This is a genomic window from Nocardia sp. NPDC127526, from assembly GCF_042672265.1.
Taxonomy (GTDB): Bacteria; Actinomycetota; Actinomycetes; order Mycobacteriales; family Mycobacteriaceae; genus Nocardia.
Map to the genome: position 1 here is coordinate 573,150 of NZ_JBHXVO010000002.1, position 14,488 is coordinate 587,637.

Here is a 14,488-nt window from a genome sequence, read left to right on the forward strand (position 1 = left end):
TGCAGCTCTTCCCTCTTCCAAGGAGCTGTCCGTTGAATTCCCTCACCGCCACCCTCGAACGCAGCGATTCGGTCCGCGCCGACGTTGCCGACAATCCGCACCGGTACCGCATTCTCACCGGTGAACGCCCGACCGGCCCGCTCCATCTGGGGCACTATTTCGGGACCCTGTCCGAGCGGGTGCGCCTGCACCGGCTGGGCGTGGACACGGTCGTCATCCTCGCCGACTATCAGGTCATCACCGACCGCGACGCCATCGGCCGGGTCCGGGAGAACGTCCACGGCGCGGTGCTGGACTATCTGGCCGCCGGGATCGACCCGAACCGGGCGGTCATCTTCACCCATTCCGCGGTGCCCGCGCTGAATCAGCTGCTGCTGCCGTTCCTGAGCCTGGTCACCGAGGCCGAGCTGCACCGCAATCCCACCGTCAAAACCGAGCTCGCGGCATCGGGACGGGCGCTGAGCGGACTGATGCTCACCTATCCGGTCCACCAGGCCGCGGACATCTTGTTCTGCAAGGGAAATCTGGTGCCCGTCGGCAAGGACCAGTTGCCGCATATCGAGCTGACCCGGGTGATCGCGCGCCGCTTCAACGAACGCTACGGCGAGGTCTTCCCCGAACCGCACGCCTTGCTCACCGCCGCGCCGGAAGTCCCCGGTCTCGACGGCCGGAAAATGTCCAAGAGCTACGGCAATGCGATCGCCCTGTCGATGACCGCGGACGAGACGGCGGCCCTGATCCGCCGGGCACCGACCGACTCGCAGCGGCTGATCACCTTCGACCCGGCCGGCCGGCCCGGCGTCTCCGCGCTGCTGACCACCGCCGCGCTGTGCACGGGCGCGGACGAGCGCGAACTCGCCGCCGAGATCGGCGATGCCGGTGCGGGAGCCCTCAAGCAGCTCGCGACCGACGCGGTCAACGAGTTCCTCGCACCGCATCGCCGACGTCGTGACGAGTTCGCGCGCGATCCCGGCTACGTGCGCGGCGTGCTGCGTGACGGGAACCGCCGCGCCGACGAGATGGCGGACCGCACGCTCGGTGAGGTCCGCGATGCGATGGGCACGGCGTACTGAGGTAAACGAACTCCCCTGCTCACCGCCGGTGGTGACGGCCCGTCGGCGCGGGATCGCGGCGGTGGCGGCCCCCGCCCGCCAGGACGGGCAGGGGTTCGGTGACGAAGTCCTCGACCGGGGGCAGACTGTCCGGCTCCCCGGCGGGTGCGCGACGGTCGAGCAGGTACAGGGCCAGCGCCGCGAGTGCGCCGACGGCCATCAGACCCGTCCATACCGCCCAGTCGGCGTCGGCCGCGCGGGCCGCGCCCACCACCGCGCCCGTGGCGAGGTTTCCGATCAGGATGCCGATGCCGACGACCGTGTTGTAGAAGCCGTAGTGCGTGGCGACCAGGCGGTTTCCGGACAGGGCGACCACGGTGTCCATCTCGAACGGGAAGACCGCCGCGGTGCCGACCGCCAGCAGCGCCGCCGCGACCAGCAGTGCGCCGATGGCGGCCGGTGTACCGAAAGGCGTTGGGCCGGAGACTATTGCGAGCGGCAGGAAGGAGGCCGCGAGGACGGTCATACCGGCTACCAGGCTGCGGCCGCTGCCCCAGCGCGAGCGCAGCCACGCGGTGATGCGGAGCTGGCCGGCGACCGCGACGACGCCCGAGATGACGAACAGCGCCGAAGTCAGCGCTCGAGCGCGATCACCGGCGAGGTGCTCGGCCTGCAGCGGCAGCGCCAGATAGATCTGGAACGACAGGATGTACGAACCGATCATGGCGAGGGAGAAGGCCACGAAACGGCGGTTGGCGACGATGGTGCGCCAGTCTTCCAGGACCGACGTTCTTGTTTGCGGTTCCGCCGGGCGGCGGGTGGGGAGGGCGAACAGTTGCGCCACCGTGAGTGCCGCGAAGACTATGGCCGCCGCGGCGGCGGTGACGCGGAATTCCAAGGCCATCAATGCGAGTCCGACCAGTGGGCCTGCCAGGATGCCCGCTTGGTAGAAGATATTGAAGATCGCGAAAGCCTCGACGCGCCGGTCACCGGCCTCGGCGGCCAGGTAGGCGCGCACCGCGGGGTTGAACAGCGCTCCGGCGAATCCTGTTGCCGCCGAGGCGATCAGTAGCCCAGGGAGGGATTCGGCGAAGATCAGCAGGGCGAAACCGCCGGTGCGCAACAGGCATCCGGCGACGATGAGTGGTTTGTAGCCGAGCCGGTCGGCGAGGGTGCCGCCCAGCAGGAACATGCCCTGCTGGGAGAAGTTGCGCACACCGAGCACCAGGCCGACGGCCCAGGCGGCCAAACCCAGTGGGCCCGCGAGATATCCGGCCAGGTACGGCATGAGCATGTAGAAGCCCAGGTTGATGCCGAACTGGTTGATCATGAGCAGGCGTGCGGCGGTGTCGAAGGCGCGGAAGCGGGCGAGGATCGTCACGACGCCCGCTCCCGGGTGCCCGTCCCGGCCTCGGGAGCGGCCGGATCGATGACGGTGGCGCAGCGCGTCCACGAGCGGACCTGGCGTTGCGCCGGGTGCGTGAGGACGTCGGGTTCGGGTGGGGGCGCGGCGGCGAGCAAGCCGTGCTCGGCGCAGTAGGCGTCGTTGTAGACGGTGTCGAAGTAGCGGTGCGGGCCGTCCGGGAAGATCGCCGCGATCCGGGTGGCGGGGGTGTGCGTGCGCGCCGCCCAGCCCGCCACCAGGGCGACCGCGCCGACGCTCCAGCCGCCGCTGGCGTGATAGGTGGCGGCCAGGGTGCGGCAGGCCCAGACGGCCTCGGCCGGTGCGACCCAATGGATTTCGGCGAAGGCGTCGTAATCGACATTGCGCGGGTGGATGCTGGAGCCGAGGCCGCGCATGAGCCGTGGTCCGGCGGACTGGCCGAAGATGGTGGAGTCCACGGTGTCGACGCCGATGAGTTTCAGATCCGGGTTGAAACGCCGCAGTACGCGCGCGACTCCGGCGGAGTGGCCGCCGGTGCCGACGGCGCACACCAGCACGTCGACGCGGCCCAGCTGGTCGACGAGTTCAAGGGCCAGCGACTCGTATCCGGCCACATTGTCCGGATTGCTGTACTGGTCGGGGCACCACGCGCCGGGTTCGGCGGCGAGCAGTTCGGCGACCCGATCGCGGCGGGCCTGCTGCCAGCCGCCGTCCGGATGCGGCCGGGCGACCAGATCGACGTGTGCGCCGTAGGCCGCGAGCATGCGCGCCACGATCGGCTCCAGGCCGGGATCGGTCACCACCGTGACCGGATGCCGATAGACCAGACCGGCCAGCGCCAGACCCAAACCGAGTGTGCCGCTGCTGGATTCGACGATCCGGGCGCCGGGGGCGAGGTCGCCGCGCAGTTCGGCGCAGCGCACCATGTGCAGGGCGGGACGATCCTTCATACCGCCGGGATTGAAGCCCTCGAGCTTGGCCCAGAATCCCCGTTCGGCCGGGGCGAGCGGCTCGCCGACCCACAGCACCGGCGTATTGCCGACCAGGGCGCGCGGTTGCCGGGCCGCGCCGGGCGCGGCCACCACCAATTCCTCTGCGAGCGAAGCGAATTTGTCGAGTACGACCTTGTCCATGGGTGTCGCTTTCTGTATCGGGCCGTCCGCGCGGGGACGGCCGGACGTGCGCGGGCAGCGGACACCGGCCGGCGGTATGCCCACGCCGGCCTGGCGCTGGCCTGTCAGCGCCTGGCGATACAGATGCGCGTCAACAGCATTCGGCCGCCGACGACGGGTAGTGCGGGACCGGGCGGGCCGCGCACGCCGGGCACGCCGGAGACGGCCGCGGCGGCAACCGGCAGGACGACCCCGAGCAGGGCCAGGATCAGCAGCAGCGATACCGCGCTCGCGCCCGCACCGGGCAGCGCGGACTTCACGCAGTGCTCCAAATGCGGTGTGCAGTCCTCGATTTCACTGGCGAGGTCGGAGATCGACCTGTCCTCGGCGAGGCCGATCACGGCGAGCACGGAGGTCTCGGACGCCTCGGTGATCCCCGCGGCGTGCGCGTGCCCCTCCGACCGGAACAACGTGCAGTCCGCCAACAGGATCACCAACAGGGCGGTCACGACGGCCACGGCGACGGCGGCTCGGCGACGCTGCGGAGCAGCTCCCACCACCGACACCTCCTGCCTCGAATCCAATCGGCCGAGCTTTCATTTCGGCCGGACGAGCCCACGTCGCAGCAGCTCGATCGGCACCGCACGCCAATCTACTATCCAACTACGTACTTCGCTGCGGCGACGCGAGCGAGTCGCCGGCGCGCCGCGCTATTTCGGCTTGGCACGCGACAATTTGCGCAGCGCGGCCCGCAGTCCGTCGGATTCCTCCGGGCTCATCTGTTCCACGAAGTGCGCGAGCACCAGATCCGAGCGACCGCCGCTGCCCAGCGCCTCGCGCATCAGCTGCGCGCTGTATTCCTCGCGGGTCAGCGAAGGCCAGTAGTGGTAGGCCTTGCCGACGCGCTCGCGTTGCAGCCAGCCTTTACGGTGCAGGTTGTCCATGGTGGACATGACGGTCGTGTAGGCGATGTCGCGCTCGGCGGACAGGTCGGTGAAGATCTCCCGGACCGTCGTCTTCTCGGCGCGGTCCCAGATCCGTTCGATCACGACCGCTTCCAGCTCGCCGAAGCCTCGCGCAGCCACGTTGACGTCTCCTCACCTCACGGCACTCGGTTCGCACCGTGTGCGGCCTACTGCCCGGGTGCGTGGTACCCGATCGTAGGGTCGCGCCGGGTGCGGCTCAAGCCGGGGCGCACGGGCGGGCTCGCACACTCATACTGTCTACGTACGTAGATCGTAGTATCGTCGCTCGGGAGCGCGTTCGGCGCAACCGGAAGGGAGAACCATGTCGTCCCGGCAATTCCCATCGGCCCTCAACCGGCGAGGATTCCTCGCCCTGGGAGCGGGCGCGGCCGCGGCCCTGGCCCTCGGCGCCTGCGCGAAGAACGATGGCGGGGGCGCCGTCCAGCCGGACTCGGAGGCGGTGCGCAAGGCCGAGGCCGCGCGGCGAGCGGCGAACGCGCAGGTGCGGGAGGTGGCGTTGCGCGCCGAGCCTGCGACCGTCGACCTCGGCGGGGTGCAGGTGCGGACCTGGGCGTACGGCGGGCAGCTGCCGGGGCGGGAGATCCGCATTCGCAAGGGCGAGGTGCTGCGGGCCGAGCTGACCAATGGGCTGCCCGCGCCGACCACCGTGCACTGGCACGGGATCGCGCTGCGCAATGATATGGACGGCGTCCCGGGCGTCACGCAGCCGGAGATCGCGCCGGGCAGCGTGTTCCGCTACGAGTTCACCGCGCCCGATGCCGGGACGTACTTCTTCCATCCGCACGTGGGAGTGCAGCTGGATCGCGGGCTGTATGCGCCGCTCATCGTCGAGGATCCCGCGGACGGGCGCGACTACGACCTGGAAGCCGTTGTCGTGCTCGATGATTGGCTCGACGGCGTGGACGGGCGCGATCCCGACCAGCAGTTGCGGCGGCTACAGGATGAGGGCATGGCCGGAATGAACATGGGCGGCGACGGCATGGGCGGCATGGACCACGGCGGTATGAACGGGTCCGGCATGTCCATGCCCGCCGATCCGAACAATCCGCTCGGAGCGGACGCCGGGGATGTCACCTATCCCTACTATCTCGTCAACGGCCGCATCGAGACCGATCCGGTCACCGTCGCCGCCCGGCCCGGGCAGCGCATCCGGTTGCGGATCGTGAATGCCGCCTCCGACACCACCTTCCGGGTCGCGGTGGGCGGTCACACCATGCGCATCACGCACGGCGACGGCTTTCCGGTGCGGCCGCTCACGGCGTCGAGCCTGCTCATCGGCATGGGTGAGCGGTACGACGTCGTCGTCGAGCTGGGTGATGGCGTCTTTCCGTTCGTCGCGTCCGCCGAAGGCAAGAACGGTCAAGGGCTGGCGCTCCTCCGGACCGGCGGCGGCGCGGCGCCGGCGGCCGATGTGCGCCCGGCCGAGCTCGCGGTCGCGCCGGTCACCGGGGATCGGCTGGTGGCCGCCGATGCCGTGCGATTCCCGCAGCGGTCACCGGATCGGACCCTGGACGTGGCGCTGGGATCCGATATGACCAAGTACATCTGGACCATCAATGGGAAGGCTTTTCCGGAGCAGGCGCCGCTCGATATCACCGAAGGCCAGCGGGTGCGGCTGCGCTTCGTCAACAAGTCGATGATGGCGCATCCGATGCACCTGCACGGGCACACCTTCCAGGTGGTGAACGCCGCCGGCAACGGGCCGCGCAAGGACACTTCGATGGTGTTGCCCATGCAGACCGTCGAGGCGGATTTCCAGGCCGACAATCCGGGGCAGTGGATGATGCACTGCCACAACATCTATCACGCCGAATCCGGAATGATGGCGGTCGTCTCCTACGTCCGCTGACCGGCGCGGACGCGATCAGTCGGCGATGCGGTGCCCGGCCTCGCGCAGCGTGGTCGCGGCGTCGTCGAGGCGGTGATCGGGGACGAGTACCAGATCGGCGTGGTAGGTGGAGGCGACGAAGACCGGGATCCCGGCCGCGGCCAGCGGGCCGACCAGCGCCGCGAGCATGCCGGGCTGGTCGAGGCCGTGGGCGGCATCGCCGTAGAAGCCCTTCCAGCGTTCGCCGTCGGCCCACGGCGGGGCCTCGCGAATCACGGTGAGGCCCTCGGGGGCTCGCACCAGCGCGATCCATTCGTCGTCCTCGGGGAAGGTGGAGTTGGGCAGGTGCTCCACCACGAACTGCGAGGGCACGATGCGCAGGCGCTGGCTGGTCATGCGGTCATCGTAGGCGCAGGGACCGACTCGCCCGCAGGGCGGTTCACACTGATGGATTCGATTTAGTTCGATCGACTAAAATCAGGTGACCGGTGACGGCCCGGCCCGTAGGGTCACCGGAATGACTATCAGCCCAAGGCAGATCGCCACGGAGAACGAGCAGATCGCCGACCGCGGCAGCTACCGGACGCGCACCGGAGCGTCCGTCGATATCAGCGCCGCACTGACCGCCGCGCGTGCGGGCACCGTGTCCTACTCCCCCGCCGATGATCTCGGCGATGCCGCGCGCGGACCGTTCACCGGAATCGTGGAGGTGACCGCGGAAGGCAGTGTGGCCGCGGCGCGGCGGCTCTACGAGTCCGGTGGAAAGGCGGTCGCCGTGCTGAATTTCGCCTCGGCGCGGAATCCGGGCGGCGGCTATCTGCGCGGTGCGCGGGCCCAGGAAGAGGACCTGTGCCGCAGCGCGCTGCTGTACCGATGCCTGTTGGAGGCGCCGGATTACTATGCGGCCCACCGGGCGTCGCCGGATCTGCGCTACAGCCATCGGGTGATCTTCTCCCCGGGGGTGCCGGTGATCCGCGATGAGCGCGGTGAGCTTGCCGCCCAGCCGATCCCGGTATCGTTCCTCACCTCTCCCGCGCCCAATGCCGGTCAGCTCGCCCTGCGTTCGGAGCAGCCGGTCTCGGTGCGGGCGGTGCTGGCCGAGCGTGCGGAGCGGGTGCTGGCGGTCGCGTCCCGGCACGGTGTGCGCGAATTGGTGCTCGGCGCTTGGGGTTGCGGCGTGTTCCGCAATGATCCGGCCGAGGTGGCCGAAGCCTTCGATCTCGCGCTGCGGCGGTACGGCGCGGCGTTCGAGCGGGTGGTGTTCGCCGTGTGGGACCGGAATCCGGTGTCGGCCAACCGCATCGCGTTCGCCGACCGCTTCGCGCTCGCGGCCGGCCCGTCCTAGTCGATGCGGACGGTGAGGGTCGCCACGACGGCGTCGGTGCGGGCGCGCAGCGTCGCGGCGAGGACCGGGCCGCGCGGATTGTGCAGCAGGCGATGCCAGGGGCGACGGGGTTCCACTCGGGAGAGGACCACGATCACCCGCCTGCCTTCGCGAGATTGCTTGCGTACGTAGCCGACCAGGGTGGCGATCAGGCTGCGATGCGGGGCGGGCAGCACGACGAGCGGTACGCCGGGGTTCCAGCGTTTCCATTGTGCGCTCAGGTGTTTGGTGGATGCGGGATCGATTTCGGCGGCGACCGCGACGATGTCGCCGCCCATGTCGGCGGCGGCGCGCAGGGCGCGCGCGGTGACCGTGCTGACTGCGACGACCGGGACCACCACGAGGGGACGGCCGGAATCCGGCAGGCTGTCGCCCGGCGCGGGGATGCGGCCGAAGCCGAGCTCGGTGGCGACTTCCTGGTAGTAGTTCTCGGTGCGGGCGAACGACACCACCAGCAACGGGATGATGATCAGCAGCAGCCAGGCGCCCTCGGTGAACTTCTCCACCAGCAGAACCACGCCCGCGACAGCAGTCAGCATCGCCCCGAAACCGTTGAGGGCCAGCCGGGATCGCCAGCCGGGCCCGCGTTGGCGTTGCCAGTGCCGCACCAGGCCGACCTGGCTGATGGTGAAGCCGATGAACACTCCGATGGCGAAAACCGGCAGGATGCGGTGCGTGTCGGCGTCGACCGCCACCAGTACCAGCCCCGCCACCACCGCCACCGCGGCCACGCCGTAGCGGAATACGGGGCGCTCCGAGCGCATGGCGAACAGGCTCGGCACGCGACGGTCCTTGGCCAGCAACGACAACAGCACCGGCAGCCCGCCGAAACTGGTGTTGGCCGCCAGCGCCAGCACCAGGGTGACCAGCAGGTTGGTCAGGTAGAAGGCCCAGCCGGTGCCGAAGGCCGCCGCCGAGAGCTGCGCCAGCACGGTCACATCGCCGCGCGGGGTCACCCGGTGCTCGCGAATCAGCCAGGCGAGGCCGAGCAGCATGGCGCCCAACAGGATTCCCAGGCCGACCTCGGTGTGCTGGGCGCGGCGCACGGCGGGCGCGCGGAAGGCGGGCACCGCATTGGCGATGGCCTCCACACCGGTCAGCGAGGAGCAGCCGGCCGCGAAAGCCTTGAGCAGCAAAACGATTCCGACCGCCTCGACCGGATCGATCGGGCCCGGATCGGTGCCGATGACCGCGACCGGCGCGGGCCGCAGCAATCCGACCACGATGACCGCGAAGATGGCGATCACGAACAGCAGGGTCGGGCCCATCAGCGCCTTCGCCGATTCCGCGATCCCGGCGAGATTCACCGCGGCCAGCACGACCAGTCCGATCAGCGTGAGCTCCAGCAGGTGCGGGGCCAGTGCCGGGAAGGCGCTGGCGAGGCTGGCCGCGCCGGCGGCCAGGCTGACGGCGACGGTCAGCACGTAGTCGACCACCAGGCTCGCGGCGGCCAGCAGGCTCACGCCGCGGCCGAGATCCTTCTTGGCGACGGCGTAGCTGCCGCCGCCATCCGGATGCACCGCGATCACCTGCCGGTACGACACCACCAGCACCAGCAACAGCGCGGTGATCGCCAGGGCCACCGGCAGGGTCCACACCACGGCCGCCGCACCGGCCGCCACCAGCACCAGCACGATCGCCTCGGGGCCGTAGGCCACGCTCGACAGCGCGTCCAGCGACAATGCCGCGAGTCCGCCGAGCGAAGTCAGCCGGTGCGCGTCGCCGCGCTGCGCCGCCCGCAGCCGTCGATCGGCGATCCGCGGTTCGTCGGTCCTGGTATCCGGCGTGTGCACCACGCCGACCATTGAACGCGGCGCGCGTCCAGCAAATCGTGAGCGACACGGATACCCGGGGTTGTGCCGCCGAGAATGTCGCGGGTCGGGTCCGTGAAGAATTCGGTGGCCGTGACGGGCCGCGCCGCCCTAGCGTTGCTCTCGCAATGAATCAGTACGAAATCAGAGCCGACTTCGACCGCGACACCATCGTCGTCTATCAGGCCTACAACGACGCCATCGCCGTGCCCGCCGTGGCCGCGCAGCGGTTCGTCGCGCCGTTCTCGCTCAATCGCATGACGTGGATCAAGCCGTCGTTCCGCTGGCTCATGCAGCGCAGCAATTGGGCGCGCAAGCCCGGCCAGGAACGCATTCTCGCCGTGCGCATCACGCGCGCCGGCTGGGAGGAGGCCCTCGGCCAGGCGGTGCTGACCAGTCCGGAGCGGCGCGTATACGCGGATGCGAATCAGTGGCGCGCACAGTTCAAGCATGCGCACGTGCATGTGCAGTGGGATCCCGAATATTCGCTGCGCGGAGCGAAACTCGACCATCGCAGCATTCAGGTCGGGCTCTCCCGCCACATTATCGACCGCTATGTCGAGGACTGGACCGTGGACATCCGCGATCTGACTCCGCTGGTGCACAAGATGTCCGCGCACCTACGCGACGGCCGTGTCGACCGCGCGAAAGTCCTACTACCGCCGGAGAAGACGTATCCGCTCACCGAGGGGCTCGCCGAAAGGATCGGGGCGCGTTGAAAAGTGGGGTCGGACACGGCGCTCGACTCTCCCCTCACGGGAGACCCTAGGCTGATCGCACCACCGAGACGAGGAGCGATCATGATCACCGGCATCTTCCCCACCATCTGCGCCGACGACGTCGCCGCCACCCGCGACTTCTACACCGGACTGCTCGGCTTCAAGGTCATCTTCGACAGCGGCTGGTATGTCCAGCTCGAAGCCCCGGCCGAACCCAAGGCGCAGATCGGCATTGTCGAGCGTGAACACGCCAGTGTGCCCGCGGCATTCCGCAACCGGCCCGCCGGAGTGCTCATCTCCGTCGAGGTCGAGGATGTGGACGCCGTGCACGCGCGCGCGGTCGAAGGCAACCTCGAAATCCCCCTCGAACTCCGCACCGAGGACTTCGGCCAGCGCCACTTCATGACCGTCGACCCCAGCGGGACCCTGGTCGACATCATCACCAATATCCCGATCACCGGCGACTACTCCGACGCCCTGCCCACCGACTGACGGTCGAGCCGCGCCCCGCCGCGCTGTCTTCCTGAAATGCCTGCCGTTGATGGGCTACCTTGGCGTATCAGCGAACTGGAGGTGCTCGAATGGTGGCCGTGATCGGCGCAGGCATAGCCGGATGCGCGCTGGCGGGCGGGCTGGCCCGCCGCGGTGAAGCCGTGCAGCTGTACGAACAGCAGCGATCGGGCTCCGCGGGCGGCGGCGCTTTCCTGTTCATGGACGATCGCGGCCACCGGGCTCTCACCGAACTCGGCGTCTCCGAATCCGCCGTCGAGGCGGGCTCGTATCCGGTCACCGGCGGCCTCGACTACACCACCAGCACAGGACGATTCAGCGCCGTGACCGGCCGTGGTCACCGATTCTGGATGCGGCGCAACCTGATCGGAATCCTCGCCGACTTCGTCGCCGACTCGGGCGCGGAAATCCATTACGGCACACCGATCACCGATGTCACGCTCACCGAGAGCGGCTGCATCCTGCACCACAATGGCAGCAGCACGACCGTCGACGACGATCTCATCGTCGCCGCCGACGGCATCGACTCGGTGGTCCGCGCCCGCCTGGAACCCGATCGCCCCGCCGAATACGCCGGCGACGTCGTGCTCTACGGCATGACCACCGAACCGGTCACTCTCCCCACCCCACCGGCGACCCTGCACTTCTTCGCCGAGATGACCGCCACCGGCGCACCCGGCAGCACCCTCGGCCACATCTGGCGCCCCGGCGACCCCGCCGCCCTGTGGTTCCTGCGCGTCCCCCGCCCGCCCCTGCCCGGCACCAGCAATGACATCGGCTTGCGCCCCGTCGCCGAATGGACCGAAACCATCACCGCCGCAACACCCTCCAATGAGGCACTGCTGAAGACCCTGCTCGCGGCAACGGAATCCGTCCACGTCAGCAATGCCCGCGATGTCCCCCTCACCAATGCCGCCACCCCCACCACCCCCGTCCTGCTCATCGGCGACGCCGACCACGCCATCACCCCCGCCGCCGGCGTCGGCGCCCGCGACGCCCTCGAGGACGCCCACGCCGTCTACCAGGCCCGCCTCACCTCCGCCTCCCCCGCCACCGCCATGGCCGACCGCCGCACCCGTATCGTCGCCGACCGCGAACAAGCCCTCCGGGGCCGCCGCCAAGCCCGCTGACCCCCGGTAGGCTGGATGGCGTGACCGAGCGGAAACCGCCCGATCTCAGCTTCGAATCCTGGATCGACAAACAGGTGCGCGAAGCGACCGAACGGGGCGACTTCAACGACCTTCCTGGAGCCGGCAAGCCCATCCCACCGGGCGCCGCCGACGAAGACTGGTGGCTGCGCGGCCTCCTGAAACGCGAAGGCGTCCGCGCCGACGCCCTCCTCCCCGAATCCATAGTCCTGCGCCGCGAACGCGAACGCCTCCAGGAAACCGTCCGCGACATGCAGACCGAACAGCAAGTCCGCCAAACCGTTTCCGACCTCAACGACCGCATCGTCCAGTGGCTGCGCATGCCCACCGGCCCCGCGGTGCCGATCGGCCCGGCCAAGGTCGAGGAGGTCGTCGCCACCTGGCGAGCCGAACGGGATGCCGCGCGCGCCGAGCGTGCCGCGGCCACGCCGGTGCCGCCCGCGGCCGAATCCACCGCCCGCCGATCGTGGTGGCGACGGCTGTTCCACCGCTGAATGCCGAAAGGCCGGGCATCACTCGGATGCCCGGCCCCTTCGGGGTGAAAACCGTTACGGCAGTGGGCCGCCCGCGGCGATCGCGGAGAGGGTGGCGAATTCGTCGCCCTTGAGGGAGGCGCCGCCGACCAACGCGCCGTCGATGTCGGTCTGGCCGACCAGTTCGCCGACGTTCTTGGCATTGACGGAGCCGCCGTAAAGGACGCGGACGCCCGCGGCCACTTCGGGGTTGGCCAGCTCGGCCAGTTCCTTGCGGATGGCGCCGCAGACTTCCTGGGCGTCGGCGGCGCTGGCCACCTTGCCGGTGCCGATCGCCCAGACGGGCTCGTAGGCGATGACCACCTTGGAGATTTCCTCGGGGGTCAGGCCCTTGAGGGAGCCGCGGAGCTGTTCGAGGTTGTACGCCACGTGGGTGCCGGTTTCGCGGACGCCCAGGCCCTCGCCGATGCAGACGATGGGGGTGATGCCGTGCTTGAGGGCCTGTTTGGCCTTTTCGAGCACGGTGGCGTCGACCTCGTTATGGTACTGGCGGCGTTCGGAGTGGCCGACCACGACGAACTTGCAGCCCAGCTTGGCCAGCATGGAACCGCTGATCTCGCCGGTGTAAGCGCCCTCGTCGTGGGTGGAGACGTCCTGTGCGCCATAGGTGATCAGCAGGCGGTCACCCTCCACCAGCGTCTGCACGCTGCGGAGGTCGGTGAACGGCGGGATCACCGTGACGTCGACCTTGTCGAAGTACTTCTCCGGCAGGGCGAAAGCGATCTTCTGCACCAGGGCGATGGCCTCCAGGTGGTTCAGATTCATCTTCCAGTTGCCGGCGATCAAAGGCTTGCGCGCCATGGCTCAGTCCTCCAATACCGCGATGCCCGGAAGTTCCTTGCCCTCCAGGTATTCCAGCGACGCGCCGCCACCGGTGGAGATGTGCGAGAAACCGTCGTCCGGGAGGCCGAGGGTGCGCACGGCCGCGGCCGAATCGCCGCCGCCGACCACCGTGAACGCGCCCTTGCCGGTGGCGACGACGATGGCCTCGGCGACACCGCGGGTGCCCGCGGCGAACTTCTCGAACTCGAACACGCCCATGGGGCCGTTCCAGAAGATCGTCTTGGCCTCGGTGAGCAGCGCCGCGAAGCGGGCAACCGAATCGGGGCCGATGTCCAGGCCCATCCAGCCGTCCGGAATCTCGTTGGCGGCCACCACCTTCGACTCCGCGTCGGCGGCGAACTTGTCGGCCACCACGATGTCCACCGGCAGGTGGATGACATCGGCGTACTTGTCGAGCAGATCCTTGCAGGTGTCGATCATCTCGGCCTGCAGCAGCGAGCCGCCGACCGGAAGTCCCTGCGCCGCAAGGAAGGTGAAGCACATGCCGCCGCCGATGACCAGGGTGTCGACCTTCGGCGCGAGCGCCTCGATGACCGCCAGCTTGTCGGAGACCTTGGAACCGCCGAGCACGACCGCGTACGGGCGCTCCGGGTTCTCGGTGAGCTTCTTCAGCACCTCGGTCTCGGCGGCCACCAGGTAGCCCGCGTAGTGCGGCAGCAGCTTGGCGACGTCGTAGACCGACGCCTGCTCACGGTGCACCACACCGAAACCGTCGGAGACGAACGCGCCGTCGTCGCCGACCAGCTCCACGAGGGCGTTGGCGAGCTTGACCCGCTGCGCCTCGTCCTTGCTGGTCTCGCGCGCATCGAAGCGAATGTTCTCCAGCAGCAGCACATCACCGTCGGTGAGGCCCTCGGAGCGCGCCAGCGCGTCCTGGCCCACCACATCGCCGGCGAGCTGGACATTGCGGCCCAGCTCCTCGGCCAGCCGCGCCGCGACGGGCGCCAGGGAGAACTTCGGATCCGGTTCACCCTTCGGGCGGCCCAGGTGCGCGGTGACGATCACCTTGGCGCCGGCCTCGGCGAGCGCCTTGATGGTCGGCACGGACGCGATGATGCGGCCCGGATCGGTGATGACGCCGTTGTCGAGAGGCACATTGAGGTCGGAGCGCACCAGCACGCCCCGGCCCTCGACGCCCTCGTTCAGCAGATCTTCGAGAGTCTTGATCGTCATCGCCG

The 14,488-nt window shown here is 69.4% G+C and carries 15 protein-coding genes; 7 read left to right on the top strand and 8 right to left on the bottom strand.

What is annotated here, in order from left to right; genetic code table 11:
• Positions 1-32: 32 nt before the first annotated feature.
• Complete coding sequence (gene trpS / locus ACFVIV_RS05775) at positions 33-1,073, top strand: tryptophan--tRNA ligase (protein ID WP_379193614.1); 1,041 nt, start codon at positions 33-35, stop codon at positions 1,071-1,073.
• 19 nt (positions 1,074-1,092) lie between these two features.
• On the opposite strand, the gene ACFVIV_RS05780 is transcribed toward trpS, so the two are convergent.
• The 4 genes from ACFVIV_RS05780 to ACFVIV_RS05795 all read right to left on the bottom strand — a co-directional run bounded on the left by ACFVIV_RS05780 (position 1,093) and on the right by ACFVIV_RS05795 (position 4,633).
• Positions 1,093-2,382 carry an MFS transporter gene (locus ACFVIV_RS05780; RefSeq protein WP_379193699.1) on the bottom strand — a complete coding sequence of 430 codons (1,290 nt, stop codon included), beginning with the start codon at positions 2,380-2,382 and terminating at the stop codon, positions 1,093-1,095.
• 47 nt (positions 2,383-2,429) lie between these two features.
• Positions 2,430-3,569: a PLP-dependent cysteine synthase family protein gene (locus ACFVIV_RS05785; protein ID WP_379193615.1), complete on the bottom strand. Its 1,140-nt coding sequence runs from the start codon at positions 3,567-3,569 to the stop codon at positions 2,430-2,432.
• 104 nt (positions 3,570-3,673) lie between these two features.
• Positions 3,674-4,108 (bottom strand): hypothetical protein, encoded by a 435-nt coding sequence (locus ACFVIV_RS05790; protein WP_379193616.1) that lies wholly within the window; start codon positions 4,106-4,108, stop codon positions 3,674-3,676.
• A gap of 150 nt (positions 4,109-4,258) precedes the next feature.
• Positions 4,259-4,633 carry a BlaI/MecI/CopY family transcriptional regulator gene (locus ACFVIV_RS05795; RefSeq protein ID WP_379193617.1) on the bottom strand — a complete coding sequence of 125 codons (375 nt, stop codon included), beginning with the start codon at positions 4,631-4,633 and terminating at the stop codon, positions 4,259-4,261.
• 202 nt (positions 4,634-4,835) lie between these two features.
• Here ACFVIV_RS05795 and ACFVIV_RS05800 point away from each other — a divergent pair, with 202 nt between their 5' ends.
• Positions 4,836-6,383, top strand: coding sequence for a multicopper oxidase family protein (locus ACFVIV_RS05800; protein WP_379193618.1), 1,548 nt, complete (start codon positions 4,836-4,838; stop codon positions 6,381-6,383).
• Positions 6,384-6,398: 15 nt separating this feature from the next.
• Here the strand turns inward: ACFVIV_RS05800 and ACFVIV_RS05805 are convergent, their stop codons facing one another.
• A complete protein-coding gene (locus ACFVIV_RS05805; protein ID WP_379193619.1) occupies positions 6,399-6,758 on the bottom strand; it encodes an ACT domain-containing protein in 360 nt (119 codons plus the stop codon).
• A 121-nt stretch (positions 6,759-6,879) separates the two neighbouring features.
• Between ACFVIV_RS05805 and ACFVIV_RS05810 the strand changes: the two genes are divergently transcribed.
• Positions 6,880-7,707, top strand: a complete 828-nt coding sequence (locus ACFVIV_RS05810) for a TIGR02452 family protein (RefSeq protein ID WP_379193620.1) — start codon at positions 6,880-6,882, stop codon at positions 7,705-7,707.
• Here ACFVIV_RS05810 and ACFVIV_RS05815 read toward each other — a convergent pair.
• Positions 7,704-9,542, bottom strand: a complete 1,839-nt coding sequence (locus tag ACFVIV_RS05815) for an APC family permease (protein WP_379193621.1) — start codon at positions 9,540-9,542, stop codon at positions 7,704-7,706. The genes ACFVIV_RS05810 and ACFVIV_RS05815 overlap by 4 nt on opposite strands.
• 143 nt (positions 9,543-9,685) lie before the next feature.
• Between ACFVIV_RS05815 and ACFVIV_RS05820 the strand changes: the two genes are divergently transcribed.
• The 4 genes from ACFVIV_RS05820 (at position 9,686) to ACFVIV_RS05835 (ending at position 12,428) form a co-directional block, all read left to right on the top strand.
• Positions 9,686-10,276, top strand: coding sequence for a DUF4291 domain-containing protein (locus tag ACFVIV_RS05820; protein ID WP_379193622.1), 591 nt, complete (start codon positions 9,686-9,688; stop codon positions 10,274-10,276).
• Between the two features lie 81 nt (positions 10,277-10,357).
• The gene (locus tag ACFVIV_RS05825; protein WP_379193623.1) at positions 10,358-10,768 is read left to right on the top strand and encodes a VOC family protein; all 411 of its coding nucleotides are present in this window, start codon (positions 10,358-10,360) and stop codon (positions 10,766-10,768) included.
• An 89-nt stretch (positions 10,769-10,857) separates the two neighbouring features.
• Positions 10,858-11,916 (top strand): FAD-dependent oxidoreductase, encoded by a 1,059-nt coding sequence (locus ACFVIV_RS05830; protein WP_379193624.1) that lies wholly within the window; start codon positions 10,858-10,860, stop codon positions 11,914-11,916.
• A 20-nt stretch (positions 11,917-11,936) separates the two neighbouring features.
• A complete protein-coding gene (locus ACFVIV_RS05835; protein WP_379193625.1) occupies positions 11,937-12,428 on the top strand; it encodes a DUF1992 domain-containing protein in 492 nt (163 codons plus the stop codon).
• Between the two features lie 54 nt (positions 12,429-12,482).
• Here ACFVIV_RS05835 and tpiA read toward each other — a convergent pair whose 3' ends face one another.
• On the bottom strand, positions 12,483-13,268 hold the full coding sequence (gene tpiA / locus ACFVIV_RS05840; RefSeq protein ID WP_379193626.1) for a triose-phosphate isomerase: 786 nt from the start codon (positions 13,266-13,268) through the stop codon (positions 12,483-12,485).
• A 3-nt stretch (positions 13,269-13,271) separates the two neighbouring features.
• Entirely contained in the window at positions 13,272-14,483 is a 1,212-nt protein-coding gene (locus ACFVIV_RS05845) for a phosphoglycerate kinase (protein WP_379193627.1), read from the bottom strand.
• Between the last annotated feature and the right edge of the window lie 5 nt (positions 14,484-14,488).

Bases quoted from the DNA above. Each gene is read 5' to 3' on its own strand.
- ACFVIV_RS05780 (WP_379193699.1), bottom strand. From the start codon at position 2,382: ATGATCAACCAGTTCGGCATCAACCTGGGCTTCTACATGCTCATGCCG.
- ACFVIV_RS05785 (WP_379193615.1), bottom strand. From the start codon at position 3,569: ATGGACAAGGTCGTACTCGACAAATTCGCTTCGCTCGCAGAGGAATTG.
- ACFVIV_RS05800 (WP_379193618.1), top strand. From the start codon at position 4,836: ATGTCGTCCCGGCAATTCCCATCGGCCCTCAACCGGCGAGGATTCCTC.
- ACFVIV_RS05805 (WP_379193619.1), bottom strand. From the start codon at position 6,758: ATGACCAGCCAGCGCCTGCGCATCGTGCCCTCGCAGTTCGTGGTGGAG.
- ACFVIV_RS05810 (WP_379193620.1), top strand. From the start codon at position 6,880: ATGACTATCAGCCCAAGGCAGATCGCCACGGAGAACGAGCAGATCGCC.
- ACFVIV_RS05820 (WP_379193622.1), top strand. From the start codon at position 9,686: ATGAATCAGTACGAAATCAGAGCCGACTTCGACCGCGACACCATCGTC.
- ACFVIV_RS05825 (WP_379193623.1), top strand. From the start codon at position 10,358: ATGATCACCGGCATCTTCCCCACCATCTGCGCCGACGACGTCGCCGCC.
- ACFVIV_RS05830 (WP_379193624.1), top strand. From the start codon at position 10,858: ATGGTGGCCGTGATCGGCGCAGGCATAGCCGGATGCGCGCTGGCGGGC.
- tpiA (WP_379193626.1), bottom strand. From the start codon at position 13,268: ATGGCGCGCAAGCCTTTGATCGCCGGCAACTGGAAGATGAATCTGAAC.
- ACFVIV_RS05845 (WP_379193627.1), bottom strand. From the start codon at position 14,483: ATGACGATCAAGACTCTCGAAGATCTGCTGAACGAGGGCGTCGAGGGC.